Origin of the sequence: Paraburkholderia ginsengiterrae, from assembly GCF_001645125.1 — a bacterium.
GTDB classification, from domain to species: Bacteria; Pseudomonadota; Gammaproteobacteria; order Burkholderiales; family Burkholderiaceae; genus Paraburkholderia; species Paraburkholderia ginsengiterrae.
The window spans coordinates 17934-42030 of record NZ_LXKA01000345.1 but is presented as its reverse complement, the minus strand read 5'-3'; the positions used below and the strand labels follow the sequence as shown (position 1 = coordinate 42030).

Annotated in this window: 24 protein-coding genes; 10 read left to right on the top strand and 14 right to left on the bottom strand. The window is 60.2% G+C overall.

Annotated elements, in window-relative coordinates; genetic code table 11:
* Nucleotides 1–431 precede the first annotated feature (431 nt).
* Nucleotides 432–1409: a GlxA family transcriptional regulator gene (locus A6V37_RS29545; RefSeq protein WP_064270139.1), complete on the bottom strand. Its 978-nt coding sequence runs from the start codon at nucleotides 1407–1409 to the stop codon at nucleotides 432–434.
* A gap of 139 nt (nucleotides 1410–1548) precedes the next feature.
* Here A6V37_RS29545 and A6V37_RS29540 point away from each other — a divergent pair, with 139 nt between their 5' ends.
* The 3 genes from A6V37_RS29540 to A6V37_RS29530 all read left to right on the top strand — a co-directional run bounded on the left by A6V37_RS29540 (nucleotide 1549) and on the right by A6V37_RS29530 (nucleotide 3341).
* Nucleotides 1549–1839, top strand: a complete 291-nt coding sequence (locus tag A6V37_RS29540) for a hypothetical protein (protein ID WP_064270103.1) — start codon at nucleotides 1549–1551, stop codon at nucleotides 1837–1839.
* 38 nt (nucleotides 1840–1877) lie between these two features.
* The gene (locus A6V37_RS29535) at nucleotides 1878–2585 is read left to right on the top strand and encodes a GNAT family N-acetyltransferase (protein ID WP_064270104.1); all 708 of its coding nucleotides are present in this window, start codon (nucleotides 1878–1880) and stop codon (nucleotides 2583–2585) included.
* Nucleotides 2586–2768: 183 nt separating this feature from the next.
* A complete protein-coding gene (locus tag A6V37_RS29530; protein ID WP_064270105.1) occupies nucleotides 2769–3341 on the top strand; it encodes a hypothetical protein in 573 nt (190 codons plus the stop codon).
* A 246-nt stretch (nucleotides 3342–3587) separates the two neighbouring features.
* Here the strand turns inward: A6V37_RS29530 and A6V37_RS29525 are convergent, their stop codons facing one another.
* Entirely contained in the window at nucleotides 3588–4547 is a 960-nt protein-coding gene (locus A6V37_RS29525) for a GlxA family transcriptional regulator (RefSeq protein WP_064270106.1), read from the bottom strand.
* A gap of 107 nt (nucleotides 4548–4654) precedes the next feature.
* On the opposite strand from A6V37_RS29525, the gene A6V37_RS29520 reads away from it, so the two are divergent.
* Nucleotides 4655–4960 (top strand): putative quinol monooxygenase, encoded by a 306-nt coding sequence (locus tag A6V37_RS29520; protein ID WP_064270107.1) that lies wholly within the window; start codon nucleotides 4655–4657, stop codon nucleotides 4958–4960.
* A 43-nt stretch (nucleotides 4961–5003) separates the two neighbouring features.
* A complete protein-coding gene (locus A6V37_RS29515; protein WP_064270108.1) occupies nucleotides 5004–5753 on the top strand; it encodes an alpha/beta fold hydrolase in 750 nt (249 codons plus the stop codon).
* Nucleotides 5754–5799: 46 nt separating this feature from the next.
* On the opposite strand, the gene A6V37_RS29510 is transcribed toward A6V37_RS29515, so the two are convergent.
* The 5 genes from A6V37_RS29510 to A6V37_RS29490 form a co-directional block, all read right to left on the bottom strand.
* Nucleotides 5800–7326, bottom strand: coding sequence for an agmatine deiminase family protein (locus A6V37_RS29510; RefSeq protein ID WP_064270140.1), 1527 nt, complete (start codon nucleotides 7324–7326; stop codon nucleotides 5800–5802).
* A gap of 211 nt (nucleotides 7327–7537) precedes the next feature.
* A complete protein-coding gene (locus tag A6V37_RS29505; protein ID WP_064270109.1) occupies nucleotides 7538–8650 on the bottom strand; it encodes an agmatine deiminase family protein in 1113 nt (370 codons plus the stop codon).
* A gap of 48 nt (nucleotides 8651–8698) precedes the next feature.
* On the bottom strand, nucleotides 8699–9811 hold the full coding sequence (locus tag A6V37_RS29500) for a polyamine ABC transporter substrate-binding protein (RefSeq protein ID WP_064270110.1): 1113 nt from the start codon (nucleotides 9809–9811) through the stop codon (nucleotides 8699–8701).
* A gap of 10 nt (nucleotides 9812–9821) precedes the next feature.
* Nucleotides 9822–10736 carry an N-carbamoylputrescine amidase gene (gene aguB, locus A6V37_RS29495; RefSeq protein ID WP_064270111.1) on the bottom strand — a complete coding sequence of 305 codons (915 nt, stop codon included), beginning with the start codon at nucleotides 10734–10736 and terminating at the stop codon, nucleotides 9822–9824.
* A 36-nt stretch (nucleotides 10737–10772) separates the two neighbouring features.
* Nucleotides 10773–11810, bottom strand: a complete 1038-nt coding sequence (locus tag A6V37_RS29490) for an agmatine deiminase family protein (protein ID WP_064270112.1) — start codon at nucleotides 11808–11810, stop codon at nucleotides 10773–10775.
* Between the two features lie 102 nt (nucleotides 11811–11912).
* Between A6V37_RS29490 and A6V37_RS29485 the strand changes: the two genes are divergently transcribed.
* Nucleotides 11913–12821: a LysR family transcriptional regulator gene (locus A6V37_RS29485; RefSeq protein ID WP_064270113.1), complete on the top strand. Its 909-nt coding sequence runs from the start codon at nucleotides 11913–11915 to the stop codon at nucleotides 12819–12821.
* A gap of 87 nt (nucleotides 12822–12908) precedes the next feature.
* Here the strand turns inward: A6V37_RS29485 and A6V37_RS29480 are convergent, their stop codons facing one another.
* From A6V37_RS29480 to A6V37_RS29465, 4 genes are all read right to left on the bottom strand, one after another.
* On the bottom strand, nucleotides 12909–14453 hold the full coding sequence (locus A6V37_RS29480; RefSeq protein WP_064270114.1) for a DUF3138 family protein: 1545 nt from the start codon (nucleotides 14451–14453) through the stop codon (nucleotides 12909–12911).
* Nucleotides 14454–14702: 249 nt separating this feature from the next.
* On the bottom strand, nucleotides 14703–15824 hold the full coding sequence (locus tag A6V37_RS29475; RefSeq protein WP_064270115.1) for a polyamine ABC transporter substrate-binding protein: 1122 nt from the start codon (nucleotides 15822–15824) through the stop codon (nucleotides 14703–14705).
* 416 nt (nucleotides 15825–16240) lie between these two features.
* Nucleotides 16241–17098, bottom strand: a complete 858-nt coding sequence (locus tag A6V37_RS29470) for an NmrA family NAD(P)-binding protein (RefSeq protein WP_064270116.1) — start codon at nucleotides 17096–17098, stop codon at nucleotides 16241–16243.
* Between the two features lie 113 nt (nucleotides 17099–17211).
* The gene (locus tag A6V37_RS29465) at nucleotides 17212–17553 is read right to left on the bottom strand and encodes a DUF4148 domain-containing protein (protein ID WP_064270117.1); all 342 of its coding nucleotides are present in this window, start codon (nucleotides 17551–17553) and stop codon (nucleotides 17212–17214) included.
* 160 nt (nucleotides 17554–17713) lie between these two features.
* Here A6V37_RS29465 and A6V37_RS29460 point away from each other — a divergent pair, with 160 nt between their 5' ends.
* Both A6V37_RS29460 and A6V37_RS29455 read left to right on the top strand, forming a co-directional pair.
* Nucleotides 17714–18628: a LysR family transcriptional regulator gene (locus A6V37_RS29460; RefSeq protein WP_064270118.1), complete on the top strand. Its 915-nt coding sequence runs from the start codon at nucleotides 17714–17716 to the stop codon at nucleotides 18626–18628.
* Between the two features lie 226 nt (nucleotides 18629–18854).
* Entirely contained in the window at nucleotides 18855–20516 is a 1662-nt protein-coding gene (locus A6V37_RS29455; RefSeq protein ID WP_064270119.1) for an alkaline phosphatase family protein, read from the top strand.
* A 147-nt stretch (nucleotides 20517–20663) separates the two neighbouring features.
* Here the strand turns inward: A6V37_RS29455 and A6V37_RS29450 are convergent, their stop codons facing one another.
* On the bottom strand, nucleotides 20664–21191 hold the full coding sequence (locus A6V37_RS29450; RefSeq protein WP_064270120.1) for a GNAT family N-acetyltransferase: 528 nt from the start codon (nucleotides 21189–21191) through the stop codon (nucleotides 20664–20666).
* 36 nt (nucleotides 21192–21227) lie between these two features.
* Here A6V37_RS29450 and A6V37_RS29445 point away from each other — a divergent pair, with 36 nt between their 5' ends.
* Nucleotides 21228–21797 carry a helix-turn-helix domain-containing protein gene (locus tag A6V37_RS29445; RefSeq protein ID WP_064270141.1) on the top strand — a complete coding sequence of 190 codons (570 nt, stop codon included), beginning with the start codon at nucleotides 21228–21230 and terminating at the stop codon, nucleotides 21795–21797.
* A gap of 34 nt (nucleotides 21798–21831) precedes the next feature.
* Here the strand turns inward: A6V37_RS29445 and A6V37_RS29440 are convergent, their stop codons facing one another.
* On the bottom strand, nucleotides 21832–22848 hold the full coding sequence (locus A6V37_RS29440) for an SGNH/GDSL hydrolase family protein (RefSeq protein ID WP_064270121.1): 1017 nt from the start codon (nucleotides 22846–22848) through the stop codon (nucleotides 21832–21834).
* A gap of 241 nt (nucleotides 22849–23089) precedes the next feature.
* On the opposite strand from A6V37_RS29440, the gene A6V37_RS42615 reads away from it, so the two are divergent.
* The gene (locus tag A6V37_RS42615; protein WP_242665882.1) at nucleotides 23090–23191 is read left to right on the top strand and encodes an energy transducer TonB; all 102 of its coding nucleotides are present in this window, start codon (nucleotides 23090–23092) and stop codon (nucleotides 23189–23191) included.
* 5 nt (nucleotides 23192–23196) lie between these two features.
* Here the strand turns inward: A6V37_RS42615 and A6V37_RS29435 are convergent, their stop codons facing one another.
* Nucleotides 23197–24081, bottom strand: a complete 885-nt coding sequence (locus tag A6V37_RS29435) for a LysR substrate-binding domain-containing protein (RefSeq protein ID WP_064270122.1) — start codon at nucleotides 24079–24081, stop codon at nucleotides 23197–23199.
* Between the last annotated feature and the right edge of the window lie 16 nt (nucleotides 24082–24097).

The following is a 24097-nucleotide window of genomic DNA, read 5'->3' as shown; positions in this document are numbered from 1 at the left end:
GCTCACCCGCTTGCCAACACATCGTGCCGCTGACATTGATGCGTTGCTCCCTCATCTCTGGAAACCCTACGCTAGCGCACTATAGCTTACGCACGGGCTGGACAAGGTGCCTTCACCGGGTGCTTACTTCTTATGCGGTCATTAGAGACATCATCGCCGCCAACCTGCCCCTAGTCCGCGGCTGCAATTGTCTGATGGTATTGTGAAACCTTGATGGCATCGCTAAGCCTAGGCACGAGATACGGCGCCCCGCCTTTCTCAAATGATCAGTATCACTTAACATGGCCACTGCGCGGCCAGAATAAACGCTGACGCATTTCGTCATGGTAACGTGGAGGAACTTCACCGCTCAACGTCTCATACGGGCCTATCCATTACAGTCCCCCGGTCTCGCCACGCTTATTGCCACATCCATGCCAGGAACACGACCTTCACATATCGTCCACCCTCGCGACACGCAGTTCGCGCACTCCACGCCCAAGGCGCCGGCGCAATAGCGTGCGCAACGTCGCGCCGTCGACATAGCCCACTTCCGAGGCAATCGCCTCAATGTCGAGACGGCTCGTGCGCAGGAGATGAACGGCTCGCTCGACGCGAAGGTCCTGGAAGTATGACAGCGGAGATTTTCCAAGCACAGCCTCGATGCGGCGTTGCAGTGTTCGCGTACTGGTCGCCAGGGCGCTCGCTGCGGCATCAAGCGAGAAGCCCTCAGCGAGCCGGCCTCTTGCCCAACGCTCGAAGCGCTCGACGAGCGGATCTGCGCGCGCGAGATGATCCGGGATCATGTAGGGCGCTTGCGATGGTCGCGCGTCCACCAGCAGATAGCGGGCTACAACCGATGCCAGATCGGGACTCGCCTGATTCAACAGCCAAAGAGCGAGATCGAGGTGCCCCATCGCGGCGCCCGCGGTGGTGAAGTCGCCCGACGGCACCACCATGCGAGCGCTGTCCAGGCGAACCTCCGGGTAACGCTGACGAAACAGCGGCGCGAGCCACCACGTGGTGGTGGCTTCCTCGCCATTCAGCAAGCCAGATTCCGCAAGCACGAAAGTGCCAATGCAAGCGGTGGCGATCTTCACGCCATCCGCGTGACTTTGACGGAGCAATGCCAGTGCATCGAGCACGTCGCGCCGCGCAAGCGCCGGCACCAGTTGCTCCGGCGTTTTCTTGGCGAGTGCCGGCACGACCAGCCAGTCCGGCCGGTCCATGGCGCTCGCCGGCTTGACCGGCACGCGCATGCCCAAGCCGGTCCGCACATCGCGCCGCATACCGATCACGTCGATTTCAAAGTGCGGACCGACGCCGGGCTGTTGGATCGCGGCCAGATCGTTCGCGGTGGTGAAAGCGTCGAGCACCGCGGAAAGCCCCGTGTCGAACACGCCATCGAGTGCGAGAATGGTCAGCTTCATGTCGTAAATGACCTCAAAAATGTCATTTACGACAATAGTACGCATACCCGTTCCTGTCTACAGTAGCCCTCAATCCGGGTGCAACCTGCGAACTTTTCCCGGACAACATCCTGAGCAACCTGTGTAACCGGAGCAGACCATGAAAGTGATGGCGATTGGCACACTCAAGCCGCTTACCCTCGAGCAACAACAGGCCTATATGCCGAAGGAAGTGCCCGCAACCCTGCAGCTCTACCTTGATGGCAAGATGGAGCAATTCTGGCTACGGGACGCAATGAAGGGGGTCATTTTCCTGATGAACGTGGATTCAGTCGACGAGGCCGACAAGCTTCTGAAGGCATTGCCACTCGGCAGGGATAACCTCCTGACGTTCGACTTGATGCCAATCGGACCGCTTGCACCGCTCGGCATGCTGATGAACGCCGTTTGACGGTGCTGCAGGAAGTGAAGCGGTCAAAAGGAACCGGTATGAACCACTCAACACAATCCAGCCTCGACCGCCCCATCTGGGGCGCCCTGACAACCAGACAGGCGCATTTGCGGCAAGGCGATCTGCTTGCTCGCCGCTTTCACCCCGACGTCGCTCCGTTCGCTGCGGTCGAGTGCGAAACCCCTGCTGCCTACCAGGCGCTCCACCAGCTCCTGCTGCCTGATGAGCAGGTCGCGTTGCTGTCCTTCGATCCTGTCGTGCCAGGCGATGCGCTGCGAGCAGAACGTGTGGGCGTGATCCATCAAATGGTAGGCACTCGCCACGAAACCCGCGACATGGACGACCCGGACGTGATCGCCCTGAGTAGCGCAGATGCGGAAGACATGCGCGCGCTGGTTCAAAAGACCAAACCCGGTCCCCTCGGCAAGCGAACTCACGAGATGGGCAACTACATCGGCATTCGAGACGGCGGGCGTCTCATTGCGATGGCCGGAGAACGAATGCGCCTCGACGGATACGTTGAAATAAGCGCGGTTTGCGTGGATGACGACTGGCGCGGCAGAGGCCTCGCTGGCAGGCTTGTGAGTCTCTTGTGCAGGGACATCAAGCGTCGTGGGGAAACGCCATTCCTGCACGTACTCAGTGACAATCAATCCGCGGTCGGACTGTATGAACGTCTTGGATTCGAGTTGCGGCGCACATTCGTCCTCACCCGGATCATGAAGGCTGACCCAGCATCGGCGTGATGCGATTTCCTGTTGGTGCATCGGGGGCGTAGCCGTGTGCCTCCTTGCGCCGCGAGTTGCCGATTGGCGGCCGGGAAGCTTGGGCGACGATGTGAAACCCGTTGGGAAACGGTTGGGGAACGCTGGCCTCATTAAATAAAGGTGCGACTTAAATATCTTGCCCCTTTTTAACGAGGACACATCATGCCAAGACTATTGCAAAAGAAAGGCATCACCGAAGTCTTGTCGATGTACAAGCAAACGGTTGCCTATTTTCCTGGCACGGCCGATACGCCGATCATTCAGACAATCACTCGGGAAGACCTGGTGGACTTGCTAAACAATGCGACGACCAATGATGCCGTCTCCGGGCCTAGCGCGGATCTACTTCACTATATGCGTGAATACAACTGGTGCATCACCGCGGGTGTTCATGAAGGCGGCCTGGGCGGCGCCGCGGGTGGAGCGGACCCGGAGCCGCACATTTCTCTTTCAGTGAATGGGTACGGCTACCATTTGCGCGTCGTGAAGAAGAACAAATTGTGGGTGCTCTGGGATATCACCGGGCCTGCGGAGGGAACGCCCGGCGGAATCAGGCTAAGCAAGGGGAAACAGGCCGCGGCGGCAAGGAACGCCCCGCCCGTGGTCACGACGATTGACGAATTTCAACAAGAGTTTGCGTTGACGGAGAAAGAGGCGCTCAGAGCGGTATGCCATTGGAAGAAAGCAGGCGGCACAAGGCCACAGGCAGTCGCTTGGCTGAAGGCTCAAAAGTGATGTTAGAACCTGTTCGAGATTCTTGCGGTCAATCCCGCCGCCATAGCGAAGCGCGGAATACCTCGCACACCGCCGACCCATCCGGTTAGCCCACGCCCTAACGACTGCAATCAAGTCACAACAGTCGTAGCCGAAACCGCGCCACCAATTTTTCGCAGTGCTATCCCAGTTTGGATCAATGTCGTTGCGATGCGCTCGCACAGGTCACGTTGAAGTTGATGCTGAAGATTTTCGTCGATTCCGGACTCAGGACGCCCGCAACTCACGGACGCCTTTACCAAGCCGCCGCCGCAGCAGCGTGCGCAGTGTGACGCCGTCTGCGTAGCCGACACGCTCGGCGATACGATCCACGCTGTCCTTGCTCGTTTTCAGCAGATGGACGGCGCGCTCGATTCGCAGATCCTGGATGTACTCGACGGGCGTTTTACCCAGCACTTCGTTCAGACGTCGCGTCAAGGTCCGTTTACTCGTCGCCAGGGCGTCTGCAGCGTCGTCGAGCGCGATTGCCGCGTCGAGGTGTTCGCGCACCCAGCGGTCGAAACGTTCGACGATCGGGTCCGAATGGGACAGGTGATCGGAGATCGCAAAAGCGGACTGCGAAGGCCGCGAATCGAATACGAGGTACTTGGCCACCAGCGCCGCAACCTCGGGGCTGTTGTTGCGGATCAGCCAGAGCGCCAGGTCGAGATGGCTCAGTGCGGCCCCTGCCGTCACCGTGCTGCCGCTGGGCACGAGAATGCGATGCGCGTCCAGGTGCACGTCGGGGTAACGCTGCCGGAACACGGGCGAGAGCCACCAGGTTGTCGTGGCTTCGCGCCCATCGAGCAAGCCACTCTCGGCCAGCACAAAAGTGCCCGTACAGGCCGCTCCGATGTGAGCGCCGGCATCGTGCCACGTGCGCAACGCATCTAGCGCGTCGATCACGTCAGCCCGGCCGAGCGATGGCACCAGCAGATCCGTCGTGGTCCTGTTCAGCGCGGGTACAACGACCCAGTCTGGAGTGGGGGCGCCGGCCACATCGCACACGGGAACTTGCAGCCCGAGCGCGGTGCGCACCTCCGGACGCATCCCCGCGATCGTGATTTCGAAGCCCGGCATGGCAATTTCCGTCGAGCGCGCAAGTTCGTTGGCCGTCGCCAAGGCATCGAGTACCGCGGTAAGGCCGGTGTCGAATACCCCTTCGAGCGCGAGTACAAAAATTCGCATGGCAGTATCGATATCAAAATTGTCGATTGGGACAGTGTTCTCCTACACACCGCGTTTGTAAAGTGCATCTATCGCGTGGCCCCTCACGCGGACATTGGAGAACACAGATGATCAAGCATGCTTTATTTGTCAGACTTGAAGCCAAACCCGGAAAGGAGCAGGCGGTCGCGGACTTTCTTGCCGACGGCCTGGAAATGACGAATCGGGAGGCAACCACGCCGATCTGGTTCGCTCTCAGGCTGTCGCCCAACACGTTCGGTGTCTTCGACGCCTTTGCGAGTGAAGAGGATCGCCAGGCGCATCTGGCCGGCAACATGGCGAAGAGCCTGATGGCGCGGGTCGATGAAATGCTGGCGCACCCTCCTACGGTTGAGCCGTTCGACGTTCTGGCCATAAAGAACACGCTGGCCTGACACCCCTGTACACGCGTATTTGAAAGTGATTGTGGAGATTAAAATGTTCGCACTGCGAAAAACTCTTCTTGCCGCCGCCCTGGTTGCCATGGGTAGCACGATGGCCCACGCCGAGGCCGGAACCGCGGCAAAAGATATCGTCATTGTTCACGGAGCGCTCGTGGACGGCTCTGGCTGGCGCAACGTCTACGACATCCTGTCGAAAGACGGCTACCACGTGAGCATCGTGCAGGAGCCGCTGACCAGCCTCGACGAGGACGTCGACGCGACCAAACGCGTCATTGATCGGCAGCAGGGCCCCGTCGTACTCGTCGGTCATAGCTATGGTGGCTCCGTGATCACGGATGCGGGCGCCGACCCGAAGGTGAGCGCACTCGTCTATGTAGCCGCAATTCAACCCGACAAGGGCGAAGCCACCGGCCAGCTCCTGCAGAAGTTTGCCCCGCCAAACGATGCCATGCGCGCCTCGCCGGACAAATATTTCTACATCCCGCCGGCGAGATTCCGCGAGACCTTTGCGCAGGACGTTCCGCCGTCAGAAGCGCAATTCCTGGCTGACTCGCAACAGCCACTCGCACAGAAAGCCGCGGCAGCACCTCTGCCTGTCGCTGCATGGCGGACCAAGCCTAGCTATGCGGTGCTGACCACACAGGATCACGTGGTGAGCCCACAGCTCCAGCGCTGGATGTATCAGCGCTCGGGCGCCAAGGTCACCGAAGTGAGCGCAAGTCACGCGGTCTATATCTCACATCCTGACGAGGTCGCCCGGGTCATCGAGGCTGCCGCGAAGTAGGCCCGCGGGGGGGCGCCGTCATGGCACTCGCACTCGATACTCACCTCTAAGCAGGGAGTTCACGAGTCGAGCAATGCACGCCGCCCCCACCCGACGCAATACCCAGAATATCCACCTGGACAATCGCTCGTGAGCCGGCATACGGTCGGATAGTCGCCACAGCGGCGGCATCGGCCGCAACATCGTTGAACTTCGGAACGATGATCGCCCCGTTGCATTTGTAGAAGTTGATATAGCCCGCGGCAAAATTCGTCATCTGCCTGTCGCTCAACGTGACGCCGTTGGAGGTGCAGTAGGTGCCTGGCGCATTCAACGCAATCAGGGTAAGTGGCCGCCCCTTCGCATCCGATTGACCCGACAGGCGGCTGAAGTTGGCGCGCATCAGTGCCTGTTCATAGGTCGAGTTGGCCGGATCGGCCGCGTACGCGACAACTCCGGGCGCGAGGAATTTCGCGTAGAAGTCGACATGCCCATTCGTGATGTCGGTTTCCTTGTCAGGCGTCGCCGCGCCGCCTTGAGCGCCGACGCCGGCGCCTTGCGGAAAGGTTGCCGTGCCCGGGATCCAGATGATCTTCTGCACCCCGAGCGTGCGTCGCAACTCCGCAAGCACCGTGTCTTTGGCCGTTGGCAGCAGCTTCGCATTGGCGACTACACCGTTCGGAATGGCGAACAGTTGTGGATTGCGATTGACGTGCAGCACCGCGGATTCCGTCAGGATCGCCGTCGCCTCGCCGTCGAATTCAATCGCCCCGCCTTCGAGTGTCAACGTGCTCTGGATCAGCGTCGCGTTGCTCGCCTTCGCCATCCACGCTGCCAGCGTGTGGTCGTTCGCAAACGGCTGGAAGAATTTGCCTGCTTTCGATTTGTTGCTGCTTGCGGCAACCGAAGCGGTCACCGTCATGCCGGGGGTGAGATTGACGCCGTCCGTATTCGCGTTGCCCCAGCCGTTGAAGTTGAAATTCACCGCGCACAATGCGTTGCTATTGGCCGTGTCCTTGACGAAGACGCAGCCCGTGTCGCGCGTCCAGAAATCGTCGAAGCCATTGGCTAATGCGATAAGTTTGACGCCGCCCACGCCGGTGCCACGCGCCAGGTAGTTCGCATGGATGGCGGGATTCGCGCCGCTCGGCATCGTCAGCAAAGCCTGCGCGGCGCTCAGGTCGACCGGCAGCACCAGCATGTTGACCGGCTCATACGTGCCGATTGCTTTGGCCACGTCCATCAGGTCAGCACGAACCCGATCAATGCCCGCGTCCGTGCTCTGTGCTGTGACCGGTGCCCAGATCCCTTCCGAACCCGAAGCGAATGCCATATACGTTGCTGTATGCAGTGAATCCTCGCTCGGCATCAGATACGGAGCCTGGAGCGCGACGGGTGGCTTCTGTGACGATGGCGGCGACGTCGAAGATTCCGATGACGAACCCGGCGATTCACCGCCACCGCCACAAGCCGCCAACGTGCCCACCAGTGAAAATCCCAGCAACGACGCTGATCCTTTGATAAAGCCGCGACGCGTCACCGGCTTACGCTTGATCGATGCGTCCAACGTCTGATTGTCTTTGTTTGCCGCCATGTCCATTTACCTCTTATTGCTCGCGGCATCCCGGGAATAGCTCGGTGGTTTTTCGCGGATACGAAACGCCGGCCGACAGCTCTCCCTGCCAGGACATGTGCCCACGGCATGATTTCAATCATCAGGGAAACCGCTTCAGTGTTCGGTCGAAAATTCGACCACGAAATCAATCACAAGCGAGCCGCCGTCCCACGGCAGCTCGAGAATCTGATCACCTGGGTTGCTGTTGTGTCGTGCAGTGGATTCCTCCACCACCGGCTGCCACGCCATCGATATTCAGCTGAATCACATCCCGCCCGGGAAAAAGATCCGCGAGAATGTCGCGCGTATTGCGGTCCGCTTTGCTGTCGCCGAACTCCGGGGCAATCACCGCGCGATTGCACACGTAGAAGTTGACGTAGCCGGCGGCGAACTGATCGTTCTCATACTTCCGGCGCACGGTCGTCGGGCCTTGCAGCACCACAACTCTCAACGGGCGGCCCTTCGCATCGGTGGACTTTCGCAGGATGTCCAGGTGACGCTTCGTCACCGCGTGGTCGTAGGAAGACGGATCCGGATCGAGCCCGGCAACCACCACGCCAAGGCTCGTAAAGCGTGCGTAGAAATCAGTATGGCCATCGGTAATGTCTTTGCCTGCAATGCCTGGCAGCCAGATGATTTTCCGCAGCCCGAGCAGGCGGGACAGTTCCGCTTCGCACTGCGCTTTGCCAACACCGGGATTGCGATTGGCATTCAGCACGCAGCTCTCGGTGATGATGGCCGTGCCTTCTCCGTCTACTTCAATGCCACCGCCTTCCAGGACCAGACGCGTGTCGAGCAGCTTCGCCCCGGCTCTGCGCGCGACGAACGACGCGACTTCCGCGTCCTGCTCGTGTTCCTGCTTGTTACCCCAGCCGTTGAAGTTAAAGCCCACCGCGCCAAGCTGCCCTGCGGGTCCTTTGACGAACACGGGCCCGGTATCCCGCATCCACAGGTCATCGATTGGTTGAGGCACGAGTTCGACCGCGCCGCCGCACAGGCGGGCGGCGATGTCGTGGTCCTCCTCCCGCACCAGCATTTTTACCGGCTCGTGTGCCGCGATGGCCTTCGCAATGCCAGCCAGGTTCTCTCTGACCACGGGCAGCAGTTTGCCGCCCCAGATTTCCTCGCTGGGACCGAACGCCATCCAGGTCGCCGCGTGAGCGCCGCCCTCGTCCGGCATGTTCCAGTTGGCGCTTTGCGCGAACGCGGTCGCGCCGAAGAAGCTGCTGCCCAGCGCTCCAGAGAACAGCGCACCACCGGATGCCATGAGTCCCCGCTTCAGAAAATGACGTCTAGTCGTCATGTAAAACACCTCATATCAATCGGTACAGCTTGCGGCATAACCCTTTTCTCAGGGCTTGCTCGCCTTGAGACCAAGCCAGATTCGACCCTCCAGACGAGCAGTGGCGGGCGCTTCGGCCACCGGCGTAAACAAAGTCCGCTTCTTTTGCTCATCGGGATAGATGTTCGGATTGTTGATCAGCGCGGGGTCCATCAACCTCAGCGCGCCCTGATTGGCATTCGCGTATCGCGTGGCATTGGAGATCTTCGCCACGACGTCCGGCCGCAGAATGTAGTTGATGAACGCGTGCGCATTGTCCGGATGCTTCGCCGTCTTGGGGATGACCATGGCGTCGAACCACATTAGCGTGCCTATGCTCGGGATGTCGTAGACAACGTCGCGCTTGTGGTCCAGCTCTCGCGCCTTTTGCGCGGCCAGGTTAATCGCCCCTGAGTAGCCGACCATGACGCACAGTTCGCCGTCGATCAACTCGTTGGCGCTAGCCGAATCCACGAACAGACGAATATTAGGCCGCGCCTTCAGCAGCATGGTCTGCGCAACCGCATAATCCAGCGCGGTCGGATTCACCGGATCGCGGCCAACGTAGCGCAGGGCCAACGGCAACACCGTGCTCGCGGAGTCCTGCAAGCCGATGCCGCAGTGAGCGGCGATGCGCGACGCGATTGCCGGGTTAAACAGCAGGTCCATGCTGTCCGCCGGCATATCCTTGCCGAGGATCGCGCTGACTTTGGCGCGGTCGTAGCCCACGCCCACCGTCCCCCACATGTAGGGGACGCCATACTGATTGCCCGGATCGGACTGCGCCATCAGTTTCAGCAGCGCGGGGTCCAGATTCCTGAGATTCGGCAGCTTGCTCTTGTCGAGCTTGCGAAACGCGCCGGCCTGGATCTGCTTCGCCATGAAATCGTTAGTCGGCCACACCAGGTCGTAGCCACTGTCGCCCGTCATCAGCTTGGATTGCAGTGTCTCGTCGCTGTCGTACGCGTCGTAACGGACCTTGATGCCGGTTTCCTTCTGGAACTCGGACAACGTGTCGGGGGCGAAATAATCGCTCCAGTTGTACAGGTTCAGTACTTTCTCTTCCTCGGCATGGGATTGCCCTGCGAACAGACACAGACAGAAACCAAGACCGGCGAACGATAGGCGCCAGTGTTTTTTCATAACGTACTCCTTAGCGATAGCAGGAAGAAGCGCCGTCGCTGGTTAGCAGCGTGCGATACATCTCCGGGCGGCGATCGCGGAAGAATCCCCACGACTGCCGGTCCGCGCGAATGGCGTTCAGATCGAACGTGTGCAGAAGAATGGTTTCGTCCGTGCGATTGGCCTCCGCCACCTTCGCGCCCGTATGATCCGCAATGAAACTGGAACCGTAGAACACGCCGGTGAGTCCCTGCTGTTGTGGATTGCCGTTGCCGAAGCCGACCTCACGGCCAATCCGGTTGGCAGCCACCACCGGCACCATATTCGCTGCCGCATGACCCTGCATCGTGCGTTGCCAGTGACCCGCCGAGTCGAACTCGCTGCTGAACGGCTCCGACCCGATGATGGTCGGAAAGCACAGGACTTCAGCGCCCATCAGGGCGAGGCTCCGAGCCGTCTCCGGATACCACTGATCCCAGCAGATGCCGATGCCGATCTTGCCAAAGCGCGTGTCCCACACCTTGAAGCCGGTGTCGCCCGGCGTGAAATAGAACTTCTCGGTATAGCCGGGACCGTCCGGAATGTGAGTCTTGCGATACACGCCGAGTACTTTGCCGTCGGCATCAGCTACGGCAATCGAGTTATAGGCGGCATTGCCGGCCCGCTCGAAAAACCCAATGGGCAACACAATGCCCAGTTCGCCGGCAAGTTTCGCGAAGCGGGCAATCCGCGGATTGTCTGCAAACGGTTCGGCCAGTTCCAAATGCCGCACGTTCTGATCCAGACAGAAGTACGGCATCGTGAAAAGCTCGGGGACCAGTACGAGGTTGGCGCCCTGCGCTGCGGCCGCGCGGATCAGTCTTTCCGCGGTGGCCATATTGTCTTCAAAGGTCCAACTGCCCGATGCCATTTGCACCGACGCTACGGTGATGTTTCGCGACGACATGTGACGTCTCCCTTCGATGATTGGATCCGGTCCGGATCAGTGAGTGGTGGCTGGCTGCTGCTGCGTCGAACAATGGATGCTACCGCCGCCGATCGACAAAGTGGGAATCGGCAGCAGTTCGACGCGCCGCTCCGGAAACGCCTGAGCGAAGACCTCGCGCGCGGCCTGATCCTGCTCCACACCAAACGCGGTCGAGATCACCGCGCCGTTGACCAGAATGTAGTTCGCGTAGCAATCGCAGTAGCGCTCGGAGCCATAGCGTTCGCTGACAATCGGCGAGGGCAGATCGAGCAGTTCGAAGCGGCGCCCGGCTGCGTCGGTGGCCAGCTCCAGCGCGCGGCGATTCTCACGCATCACATGAAAGTAATCGCCCTGCACCGGGCTCGCGCTCTGGCACAGCATCTTGCCTGGCGCAATAAACGACGCAATGCCGTCCACATGCCCGCTCGTTTCAATTTCATCAGGATTACCAGGCAGCCAGACAATTTTCTCCACTCCCAGCATACGCCTGAGTTCGGCCTCGATTTCCGCGCGACTCATGTGCGGATTGCGATTCGGATGCAGCAGGCAGCTTTCCGTGGTGATCAGCGTGCCCTGTCCATCGACATAAAAAGCGCCGCCTTCCAGCACCATATGAGAGTTGAAAATTTGCGCTCCGGCCGCGCGGGCAATGTCCTGCCCCACCTGCTGGCAACCGTCGTAAGGCTGGTATTTCTCGCCCCAGCAGTTGAAGCGGAACGAAGCGGCGCCCAGCCGGCCACCCTCGCCCACCAGGAAAATCGGCCCGCAGTCGCGCAGCCAGTTGTCTTCCGCCGCGACGGCGAGCACTTCGACGCTGCTACCGAGCAACTCGCGCGCTGCATCCGCCTCACTGTGATGAGCCGTCACCACGCAACGCTGATAGCGGGCAATGGTCTGCGCGACCAGCGCGAACTCCCGGCAAACCCGCAGATAATGCGGTCCCCACAGGTCTTCGCGGCCTTCCAGAATCGGCCATCCCAACCAGGTGGTGTGCATCTTTTCCCATTCAGCGGGCATCCGGTAGCCATGTTGGCGAGCGTCAAAGCGACTCATTCCTGTGTCTCCATCGTTAGGTGGTGAGGTATTGTGATACGGGTTACACTTGATGAAAAATGATGTTTATTGCCTTAACCGATTAATTTTCCTCATATCTCAATGCAACGTGTCCCCTCCCTGAAGCTGCTGATGGGCTTCGAAGCGGCCGCCAGACTGGGTAATTTCTCGCGCGCGGCCGACGAACTGCATCTGTCGCAATCAGCCATCAGCCATCAGATCCAGCAGCTCGAAGAGCAACTGGGGCAACCGTTGTTTCGCAGAATCGGCCGCGGCGTGGAACTGACGGTCGCCGGCGAGGTGCTGCAGCGAAGCGTGCAGCGCTCCATGGAAACGCTGCGCAGCGGGCTCGGACGGATCGCCACGTACCTCGACCCTGGGCTCGTCGTACTGGTGTGCCCCGCTCCGTTGCTGCACGGTTGGCTGCAACCGCGTCTCGATCAGTTGCAGCAGGTACTTCCCGATCTATGTCCATTGCTTTCCACTGATGAGAGCGCGCGTTACGTCGATGAGATCGACGTCGACTTAACGATCGGAGCGCGGCCAATGCAACAGGCCGGGCTATTGGAACTTCCGTTTCTGCAAGACGAGTGGGTGACCGTGTGCGCCACGGCACTGGCGGCGAAATTAGACCGCGTGCCACGCGCCAAGCATCATTTGCATACGGGCCTCATCTGCCTCGAGGAAAACCTGACCAGCGAGAGCACCGCGCCGATTTTCCGCGCGCAACTGTCGGCCTTTCGCATGAGCGCGATCTATGACGATCAGCGTCTCGTGCTGGACGCGGCGTTGCGCGGACGCGGCATTGCTTGCCTCTCCCGGCTGGTGGCGCAAGGCAGTATCGATGAAGACGCTTTGACCATCCTCGACGATTACCCGCGTTTGCCGGGCATGACGTGGTGGATATCGCGCGTGTCCGGGCCTTCGCGCTCGCCCATCGTCGAGCAGATGTTCGAATGGCTGCTCGCGCAGGGTCAGGAAGGCAATTCCGGCCGCGGCCCCGAAGCCTGATCTGTATCGGAGCCACGGCCGGCTCGATCACGCGGGAAGCTATAATCTATGAATCATCTGCACTAATCCCGGCAGCGGTGAATCGTGCTAGAACGAATAGATAAACTGCGTGGCGAGAAGATCGTTCGAACTGCTATACGACCCATCGTTACGCAGGAACACCTTGTTATTGGCCCAATCGTGCCGGTACTCGAACTTCACCGTAATCTGCTCAGTCGGGAAAAACAGCAGATCGAGCGCGACGTCCTGACGATTTGAACCCTTGCACTGCAACCCCAGGCCGCCGCTCGCCTGCGAATTGGCGAAGCAGTCCGCGCCGATGCCGAACCCGTTGTAGGGGTCGCGGCCCTGGCCGTTCAACGCAATGCCGCCGCCACCGCCGCCGTTCTTGCTGTTTGCGAGGAAGTCGTAGCGCAACGTCGCGCCCATCCGCCCGACGCCGGGCAAGCTGAACTTGCGATGCGCAAGCAGCGAGACGCCATACCATTGCGCCTGGCCGCCATTGAACGCGGCGTTCTGTTGCTGGCCATAGTCGAACTCGACGTTGTACTGGACGTCGGCGAGCAGGTAGGTCAGGTCGGCTTCCGAGAAGAAGAACGTGCCGAAACCGCTGGGCGCCTGGCCGCTCACGCCATAGCTCACCGCCCCTGTGGTCGGATTGATGGCGCTCGGCAAACTCTGGCGGCCGATGTTGATCGACGCCCCGATATCGAGTGCGCTCGACCACGTATAGTCCGCGCGTGCTGTGAAGGTCGGCACCTTGTTGCTGGTCGTGATCGGATCGCCCAGCGCGTTCGTGCCGGTCTGCGTGATGGCGCCATTGGTCCGGTACTGTTCATTGCCGAGCAGGAATTTCCACGCCCAATTGCCCTTCGAGTAGTTCGCGCCAATGCCGATATAGCTGCCGGGGTCGGAGAAGTCATACAGCAGGTTGTGGGTCAGCGTAAGCATCTGATTCGACTGCTGCACTTCGTAGCCACCGAAGCTCGACATCAGACCCGCGACGAAAGTCGTCGTGCCGGACAGCGGCACACTGACCACTGCCGTGTTCAGAATGTTGTTGCCGATCTGCCCATGCTCGTTCTGCAACAGCGTGATGCCGTTGCCGCGATTGGGCATCAATGTAATTTCAGCCGACGGCGCCATCGGCCCGACGCCGAAGGTCTTCTTGATGTCGAGGTACAGGTCGCCGAACGTGCTGTTGAAGTAGCCACCGGTGCTTTCGTGGTTCGCGAACAGGAACGAGGAACTGCTTTGCGCGCGGTTATATACGTAGGTCGGATCGATATAGCCCGTCACCGAAAGACCGGCAATCGGTCCGGTATTCGCGGCGTCTTCGAGCGAATTCACCTTCAATTGCTGAACGGCAAGCTGCTGCTTCATGGCGGTAACGTCGTCGTTGGTCAGCGTCGCCTGCGCTTTTCCATACGCGGATGACGAAACATCGACGGGAGCGGCGGCGGGCTCGGCGGCTGCCGGCCCGGCCGGCGGCTGCGTCTGCAATCGCTTCACCTCTTTTTGCAGCGCGTCGAGTTGCGCCTGCAATGCACCTATTTGATCGGCCGTGGTGTCTGCCAGCGCGATGCCGGGCAGACAGCCCGCCACCAGCAGACACATCAGTTTCTTTCTCACACGAAGTCTCCTCGTTTTTGTATTGCGATTAACTTGCCGATGCCTTGGCCGCCGCATGCCTTCCGCTCACGGAAAACGTGCACGGGCGTTCCCATGCGAGGCGCGCGAGGCGGCTCACAAAACGTGCTGAGATCAGGGGAAGGTTGCCGGCGCGTTACCGGCGCGGGCGGTCTGGCGTGGCCTTAGCGTGGCGGCGGTTTCATACGGCGTGGCGATCGGTGCTCGCTAAAACCACGCCATTCGACACCATCAGCGTCCCGCCTTAAGCTGCGCCCAAAGGCGGTTTTCCAGCCGGACAATCTCGATGGGCAACGGCTTCATCAACGTCATTTTGCGCAGCACGTCGTCGGGCGGATAAACGCTCACGTCCTGCGACACGACCGGGCTGACGAGCGGCCGCGCGGCACGGTTCGCGGTGGGATAGAACACCTCGTTGGTGATCGCCGCATTGACCTTCGGGTCCTCGATATAGTTGATCCACTTCATGGCCGCTTCGGGATGCGGCGCGTCCTTCGGTATCACCATCATGTCGAACCACAACAGGCCGCCCTCCTTGACGTTCGAGAAGCGGATCTCGTAGGAGCGTTTCGCATCCGCCGCGCGCCGCCGTGCAATGCCCACGTCGCCGGACCAGCCCAGCGCCACGCAGACATCGTTATTGGCGAGATCGTTGATGTAGCCCGACGAGTTGAACTGGGTGATGTATGGGCGCACCTTCTTCAGCAGATCGAAGGCCGCCTGATAGTCCGCGGGATTCGAGCTGTTCGGATCCTTGTGCAGATACTGCAGCGCGGTCGCGAATGCGTCGCCGGCCTGATCGAGGAACGAGACGCCACAGCTTTTCAGCTTCGACACGTTTGCCGGATCGAAGATGAGGGCCCAACTGTCGACGGGCGCGTTGTCACCCAGCGCTTTCTTCACTTCCTGCACGTTGTAGCCGATGCCATCGGTGCCGTACGCCCAAGGCACGCCGTATTGCGCGCCCGGATCGGCATCCGCGACCATTTTCATAAGGACCGGGTCGAGATTCTTGAGATTCGGGATCTGCGACTTGTCGAGCTTCTGAAGGATGCCCGCCTGAATTTGCCTCGCCATGTAAAGCGACGACGGCACGACGATGTCGAATCCCGAACTTCCCGCCAGAAGCTTGGCCTGCAGCGTGTCGTCACTGTCGTAGTTGTCGTATCTGACATGAATGCCCGAGTCTTTTTCGAAGTTCGGAATCGTGTCCTTGGCGATGTAGTCGGACCAGTTGTAGACATTGAGTTCGGCATCGGCCGCCATAGCAAGCGGCGGGCAGAACAGAAGAAGTCCGGTGAACGCAACAAGGGCCGCAGCCGCGACCTCATGACGAAGATGACAAAAGCGCATTGTTGTTTTCCTTGAAGGTAGAAGATCGGCGTGAAGGTTGTTTGTAATTTTTAAAATGCCAGATAACAATTTGCTTTCTACTCCTATCTATTTTGATGATCTGAGTAGCGACGGGAATGAATGGAAGTGTCGATGCGGGATCGCGTCTCTCGCCTTGCCGACGGGTGAACCATTGTGGGTCGAACAATATCTGATGAGAATTGATGTTTTTTGTTTGATTTAATCAATTTCTCTCATATCTCTGCGGCGAGCGGCAGACGAGACAGAAAGCCGGCCAGATGCGCAGCCTGGCCTGCCGAGTGGCCCCGGCTCCAAAGCGAATCTCTGGACGTGGAGACCTTGATGAACAATGAGCGGTAAACACCCTGCAGCGCGATTTCCGGCACGCGCCACAGGGTGCCATTGCATTAACCAGCTTACGCGACGAGTCCTCGCAGAACGGTTTCCAGATCCACGTCGCCTTTGACGATGTCGGCTGGATCACCTTCAAAGTCGATCCAGCCTTCATTGAAACCGTCGAGCATGCGCATTCGTGGCAACGGCTCTTTCATTCCTTGGGACCGGAACAGCGCCTCCCATGTGTCGCGCGCCACCACCTCCGCACGAACCGGACGACCTAGCAGTTGGCCGAACACCTTGGCCAGATCGTTGGGACTCACACGTTGCGGCCCCTCCAGTTCGACGACACGCACGCCGCGCCAGGTTTCCTGAAGCAGTTGTGCGGCGACCCGGCCGACGTCCGCCGTCGCCACCATCGACACAGCTTTGTCGAGTGGCTGCAGAAAGCTGGGGATCGTTCCTGTGTCCCGCGCCGGCGCAACGTTCCACGCGGCGTTTTCCATGAACCAGCCGGGGCGCAGAAATGTCACGGGCATCGGCAAATCGCGAAGCACCTGCTCCATCAACGTACGTTGCGTGAGCAGATTGGTCTCGGTGGCTTGCGCGCCGATCGTCGACAGGCAGACAACCTTGCCAGGCGCCGCCGCCTGAAGTGCCCCGCGTACGGCGTCAATCACAGCACTTGCCTCGGGAAAGCCCGGCGACGGATCGAACTCGGACGGCGGCAGAATGAAGACGCCTTGCATGCCCTTGAACGCGGCGGTGAGAGACACCGCGTCCTCCATGTCGGCTGTCACTACTTCACACCCACGCTCAGCCCACAAACGTGCCCGAGCGGCATCGCGTACCACCGCGCGTACCTGCTGACCCGCGGCGAGCAACGTGCGCGCCACCGCACCGCCGACCTTTCCTGTTATTCCTGTGATTGCGTACATTGCTGCTTCTCCTTGCATAGATAGAACAGGTCGCGGCGAGTGAGTTGAACGGTCATCTCCCGCTCCCTGGGAATTGGAAATTGGCATCAACAATGATTGGTGTCAGATGCCAATCAGCGATGCGTGTACAGCGAATCGAACCGTGCATTCGCGCGGGCCGGCTCGCCGGTGCCGCGGTTGCCGGACCCGGACGAATCACTGCGCACACCGCCCACGCTGCTGTCGATGTTCGGCCCCGCGCCCCTCTGTGCAGCCACAGCCGCTTCGGCTGCCTGAATGTCGGCGGGGTAATGGGGATCGTTAGCGCGGCCGGGCTGATAGCCCACGCTTTCCAGTTGAACAAGCTCTGCGCGCACCTGCGCACGCGTGACAGTCGAGCCAGATTCCTGAGCGTATCCAGCAACAGGAAAGGTGATGACTGCCGCGACGGCAAAGACGAGATGACGGGTATTCATGGCAATGCTCCTTTGGGCCGTTGAGGACAAAACGTCCTGTTGGGATGCATTGTGGGTAAACGCGACAAGAAACTAAATGATATGAATGGCACTTGTTAAATGACATCCGGTTACTAATGAGTCATAGTGCCGTTTTTGACGCACTGAGCAGGGAGCGCCTATGAGATCGTCCAGCGAGAATCTCTCCAGCGGCATCAGCGTATTTGCCGCGGTCGTCGATGCAGGGACGTTCGCAGCCGCGTCCGAAGTGATGGGTATGTCGCCACCCGGGGTTAGCCGGGCCATTGCCCGGCTCGAAAAGCGCCTAAAAATACGGCTCTTCAATCGGACGACCCGTGCCGTTTCGCTGACTGAAGAGGGTCGACGGTTCTACGAGCAGGTCATGCCGCATTTAAGGGGAATGGAGGCAGCAGCAGCAGCCGCGACAGGAGGCGCCGCGACCGTGCGCGGGAAGCTGCGAATCAATCTTGACCCGGTTTTTTCGCGAATCATTCTGGGCCCTAAGCTCGACGAGTTCATGGACGCGCATCCTGATCTCGAACTCGAGTTCATCGCGAGAGATCAGCTCGGCGACCTCATCATGGACGGCTTCGATCTGGCCTTGCGATTTGGCGAACCTCGCTCATCGAGTCTGATTGCGCGAAAGCTCCTTGACACCGCGGTTGTCACTGTCGCATCGCCCTCGTACCTCGCACGTCGGGGGCGGCCCGCGGAGCCTCAAGAGCTGGCGCACGGAGCGCACAGGTGCCTCGAATTCCGGAACCCGGAAACCGGAAAGCCGTTTACGTGGGAGTTTCATCGCAAGCGTAAAAAGCTCGTTGTCGAAACGAATGGACGGCTTACGGTGAATGATCCAAGCGCACTCCTCAACGCGTGTCTGGCCGGCTCCGGCGTCGCGCAGATGCTTCTGCTCGGCGCCGAACACCTGATCCGCAAGGGGCGGCTCGTCAACCTGTTCCCGGACTGGACGGATGAGCGCTTCCCGCTCTATGCGTACCATCCATCCCGGCACCAGATGCCAGCCAAGACAAGGGTATTTCTTGACTTTATCGTCGCTCTGACAAGTACGAGTTAAGCAAAGCTTAAGGTCAGTTTATTCAGGCGCAAATGACTTCTGCCTTTCGACCTGCCTTAAAAGCACTCGGCCGATACAATTTATTACACTCCCTCAAACGCCCGCCCCTTGGGCGTCCCAGCCCCCTCCGGAAGACAAACGAAAGCGACCCTTCACCGTACTTTCTCATTTCGATCCTTACCCTTCCTTGGGCACGACCGTGCCCAATCAATTTACGAGGTGAAGAATGGACGAAATCAGGAGATGGGTTGGCGTCGGGGCAATATTCAGCGCGAGCGTTCTGGCGTTCGCGAGCATGGCCGCGATGGCGCAGGACCATGATGACGATCATCACCACCAGCAGTACACGCACATCTTGCTGATCAGTGTGGACGGGATGCACGAGGCCGATCTGGTCAACTACGTCAAGGCACACCCGGGATCGACCTTCGCGAAGCTCGTCAAGCATGGCGTCGAGTACACCCATGCTTCGACCTCCAGGCCCTCGGACTCGTTTCCAGGGCTTCTGGCCTTTGCAACCGGCGGCAGCCCCTTGAGTCATGGCGTCTTCTATGACGATACCTACGACGCGACCCTGTACCCCCCGGGCAGCAATTGCACCGGCACGCCGGGCACGGAAGTCAGCAACTTCGAAGCACTCGACTGGGATCTCACCAAGCTCGACGGCGGATCGCCGCCACCCGGCGCAGCGTTCGATCCACGCAATCCGCACATCAATCCCGCGAACCTCGCGCTGCGCAAGACAGCCAACGGCTGCGAGCCGGTCTGGCCGCATCTGTACATGAAGCACCATACGAACACGATCTTCGAGATCATCCATGAAGCCGGCCTGCGCACCGCATGGTCGGATAAGCATCCGGCCTATGAGATTCTCAACGGGCCGTCGGGGTTGGGGCTGGACGAACTCTACGCACCCGAGATCAACTCGACCTCCCTGCAGGCGAACGGCTATCCGAACGCGCCCGCGACCGCCGACTGGACCACCGACCCGACGTATACCCGGACGTACGATGGGTTCAAAGTCAAGGTCGTCCTGAACTGGATCCACGGACTGGATCAGACCGGGACGAAGCAGGTCGGTGTGCCGGCGATCTTCGGCATGAACTTCCAGGCTGTCAGCGTCGGACAGAAAGTCACGGTGGCCATGGAAGGCAAGACCACGACCCGTGGTGGCTATCTCGATGCGGCCGCGACCCCGACGTTGCCTTTGGCGCAATCGCTGGACTTCGTGGATGACTCGCTGGGCAAGATGTACGATGCGCTCAACGCAGCGCATCTGCTGCAATCGACACTGTTCATCGTCGGTGCCAAGCATGGCCAGTCGCCGATCGATATCACGAAGCTTCACATGCTGAGCGGTTCGAAAAACGCTTATGCGACCGCCGACGTGAGCGATCCCGCCACGCTGCTCAGCAATGGCGGCGTAGCGGTCGCCCAGGAAACGGCCGACGACGTGTCGCTCTTATGGCTCAAGAACCACAGCGATCGGGATCAGGCAGTATCGATCCTCAGCGCCGACCAGGGGAGCGTCAATTCCACCCGCATCCAGACGCTCTATGACGGCGCAACGTTGAAGTCGATCTGGGGCAATCCTGCGGAAGGCCGTGTTCCTGACATCATCATCCAGCCGATACATGGAACGATTTACAGCGGAAGCGCGGCCAAGCAGGCCGAGCACGGCGGCCTTTCGGATGACGACACGAACACGCTGCTGGTGGTCTCCAATCCGAAGCTGGACGGAAAAGTGGTCGATACGCCGGTGACGAACATGCAAGTGGCGCCGACCATTCTGAAGGCCCTCGGCCTCGACACGCACAAGCTCGTTGCCGCTCAGCGTGAAGGCACCCATAGCCTTCCAGGCCTCGAGAGCCACGGGGACGACGACTGATGAGCAGTAACGGTTCGCAGTAACAGCAGCAGTACGAGCGCCGGCGACCGCTTTTAGCTTCAGGCTGCCGGCGCGGACGCGGGTGCGGGTGCGTGGCTGACTACCGCGCGCCCGCTCCGGCCAGCCAGCCCAACGGCAAAACCAGCATCATCTCGTTTGTACTGCGTCGGGCGATGGACGAGCATCCAGCTTGAGCTGCATGAAGGCCAGATCGAGCCACGCGCCGAACTTCATGCCGACTTCCTTCAGGTGGCCCACGTGCTCGAAGCCGAGCTTTTCGTGCAGCTTGATGGAACCGGCGTTATTCGCCTCGATGCCTGCCACCATCACATGCTTGCCGATCGACTGGGCCCGGCCGATCAGCACCTGCATGAGCGCCCGCCCAATGCCCTTTCCCTGCTGATCGCTACGCACATAGACCGAATGCTCGACCGTGTGATGGTAGCCGTCAAAAGCGCGCCAGTCGCCGAACGACGCATAGCCGAGCACCTCGCCGGCTTCGCCCGCGGCAACGAGCACCGGATAGCCCGCCTTCTGACGATCGGACAGCCACGCCGCGCGGTTCGCATGATCCACGGTTGACTCGTTCCAGATCGCGGTCGTGCGTGTGACGGCGTCGTTGTAGATTGCCGTGATACCTTCGATATGATCCGCACCCGCATCACGGATTTCCATTATCATGCTCCCTGTCAGTCCACTATAGTGAAACAAGTGTACACCATAATAGACGATATAGATCAACGCGTCGGTGCGCGTATTCGGGCCGAGCGAGAGAGCCGCGGTTGGTCGCTGACCGGTCTCGCCGAGAAGTCCGGCGTCTCGCGCGCCATGGTCCACAAGGTCGAGCGTGGGGAGAGCAGTCCGACGGCCTCGTTGCTGGCAAAGCTTGCTGGGGCGTTTGGCATGACCATGTCGGCGCTGCTGGCGCTCGCCGAGCTTGAAGATGGGCGCCTGCTGCGTGTGACGGACCAACCCGTGTGGGTCGATCCGGAGAGTGGGTATCTGCGGCGGCACGTCTCGCCGAAGTCAGCGTCTCCGTTGAACCTGGTGGAGATTGATCTGCCTGCGTCAGCGGAGATTCCGATGCCGGCGTCGGCCTATTTGCAAACACGGCAGTTGATCTGGGTGCTAGACGGGGAACTGGTGTTTATCGAAGGTGGCGAGCGTCACGAACTCGGCGCGGGCGATTGCCTCGAACTCGGACCACCGAGCGACTGCGTATTCAAGAACGAAAGTTCACGGACGTGCAAATACGCGGTCATCGTCGACCGGAAAGCGTGACCGTCGAAGCGCAAACGCCGGCGGCTCCGCAAGATCAATGACCGAGACCGCTGGCGGCGATCTGCTGCTCCACGAATTGAGCGAAAAGTGTATGCAGATGCGTGGTCGGATGAAGGTCGTCGGCAAACATATACGTCTGATCGGCATTGGACGCGACGTACGTCGGCGGCGAGCATAACAACGACGTGTTATCAGGCGTCTTCGTGGGAGAGCAGGCCTGAGCCGTGTTGGACACGGAAAAACCATTGGCCTGAAAGTTCGCAATAACCTGGTCGACCCAGGTGTAAGAATCGATCAGGATAACTTTGCTTTGCAAGCCGTTGCTTTGCAAAGCAGTGTTCAACGTACCGTTGAAGAGTTGCGACAGCTGAGTCAGATTCGCCCCGCCGTCGGACGAAGCAATACCTTTTGGCGAGAGACCGACATTCGGCACATTGATCACGACAACATGCGTGGCGCCGCTCTGGATAATCTGCCCGATAACCTGCGCCAGCGCGGTCGCCGCCGCCTGCACGGTAGGCACTGCGGCCGGCGGCGAGCCGGCGCGAAGCACGTCGTTCGCGCCGACCCAGACCAGCACCAGTTGCCCGGAGTTGAAGCTCCCATGCGCGGACAGATAGCTTGAAACCTGCTGGTTGACGGGCATTTCAATATTGCCGATCACGTCGGAGAGAAAGTCGTACTGGTTCGCCGGCGTCGCGACGGTGGAGCCGCCCTCTGCATAGCCGAAGCCGCCTTGCGCGCTCAATTGATGAGTCAAGCCGATCGTGAACGCAGCGGTTAGCGTATCGCCGTAGTACTGCGCGACATCCTGCGTCCATACCTGCCCAGGATTGGTCGTGAAACGCCCCCCGCCCACTACGCTGGCGATCGGCGCATAGGTCCCGACGTCCGACAGGCTGTCGCCGAACGAGACGATTTGCAGATGAACACCGCCGGGCGGATTGCTTGCGTTACTGCTTCCACCTCCGCCGCCACCTCCGCATGATGCAAGCAGTGCAATCAGTACGGCAGAAATTGCAACACGAACCCTGTTTTTGATTGCTGGCATATCGGCTCCCGAACGCTCAACTGGGCGGCTACGCCCGCGTGGGTCACTCGCCGTTACCCGCGTGGCGAGATCACATCGGGTGGGCAAGCAAGAAGAGTGCACGCTTCGCGCCGCAGTGCTGCAGCGCATTGGCCGAGGAAGGTATCAAACGTACCGGTGGGAAGGATTGCCTTGTTAGGCGTTGCCGACGTTGAAAAAATGCCTGTGACTCCACAGTGCCGATCATCGGAATGACGCTGTTGTGCTGACCGCCTTGCACCAGTGGCGCTTCTTCCCCGCCATGCAATCGGGGCATCCGGTCGAAAGCCGGCTGGATATTCGCGTGCACTTCAACGTCGACTAGCGAACTCACAGCAAGGGCAGCGTCTGCCGGATGTGCTCCGCGAAGACCGTGGTCAGATGGGCGGGGCGCTCACGCTCGAACTTGAGGGTAATGACTACGCCGGGCAAAGGCGGAAGCGCAGGATCGCCATTGAGTATGGCGAGATCCGGAGCGACAGCAGTCTGTGTGATGACCGCCACCGCCTGCCCCGAGCGGACCAGGGCAGTGAGGCCGGCCAGACTGCTGCTCGCATAAGCAATACGGTAGGCCGTGCCCGCGCGTTGCAGCGCTTCGCAGGCGGCCACGTGATCGAGCGTGTCTGGATCGGAAAGCGCCAGCGGCAACGGATCGAAGTGTGCGGGATCGAGTCCCGGATAGCCCACCCAGACGAGCGATTCGCGGCGAATGATGTCGACGTTCGGGGTGTCCTCGGGCAACGAGATCAGGGCAAGGTCCAGCGCATGCCTTTCCAGTTGTTCGAGCAAGCGCGGCGTGGGAGCGCAAATGACCTCCACCAGCGCGCGCGGGTGCTGGCTCGAGAACTGCCGCAGCAAATGCGGGAGGAAGACGGCGGCGTAGTCGTCCGGGCAGCCGAAACGGATCGTCCCCGACAGGCTTTTACCGGAAAGATCGGCCATCGCTTCGTCGTGCAGCCGCAGAATGCGTTGGGCGTGGATCAACAGGCGTTCGCCGGGATTCGTCAGCACCACCCCGCGCCCGGTACGCTGAAACAGCGGCTGATCGACAATTTCTTCGAGGCGCTTCATCTGCTGACTCAGCGCAGACTGGGTGCGGCCGATCCGGCTGGCCGCGCGGCTCAGCGCCCGCACTTCGGCAATGACGATAAACGAACGCAGCAGATCGATTTCGAGGGAGAGACTCAAGATATAAGGCCCGTTTCTAGCTTCCATAAGAACTATTCGATTC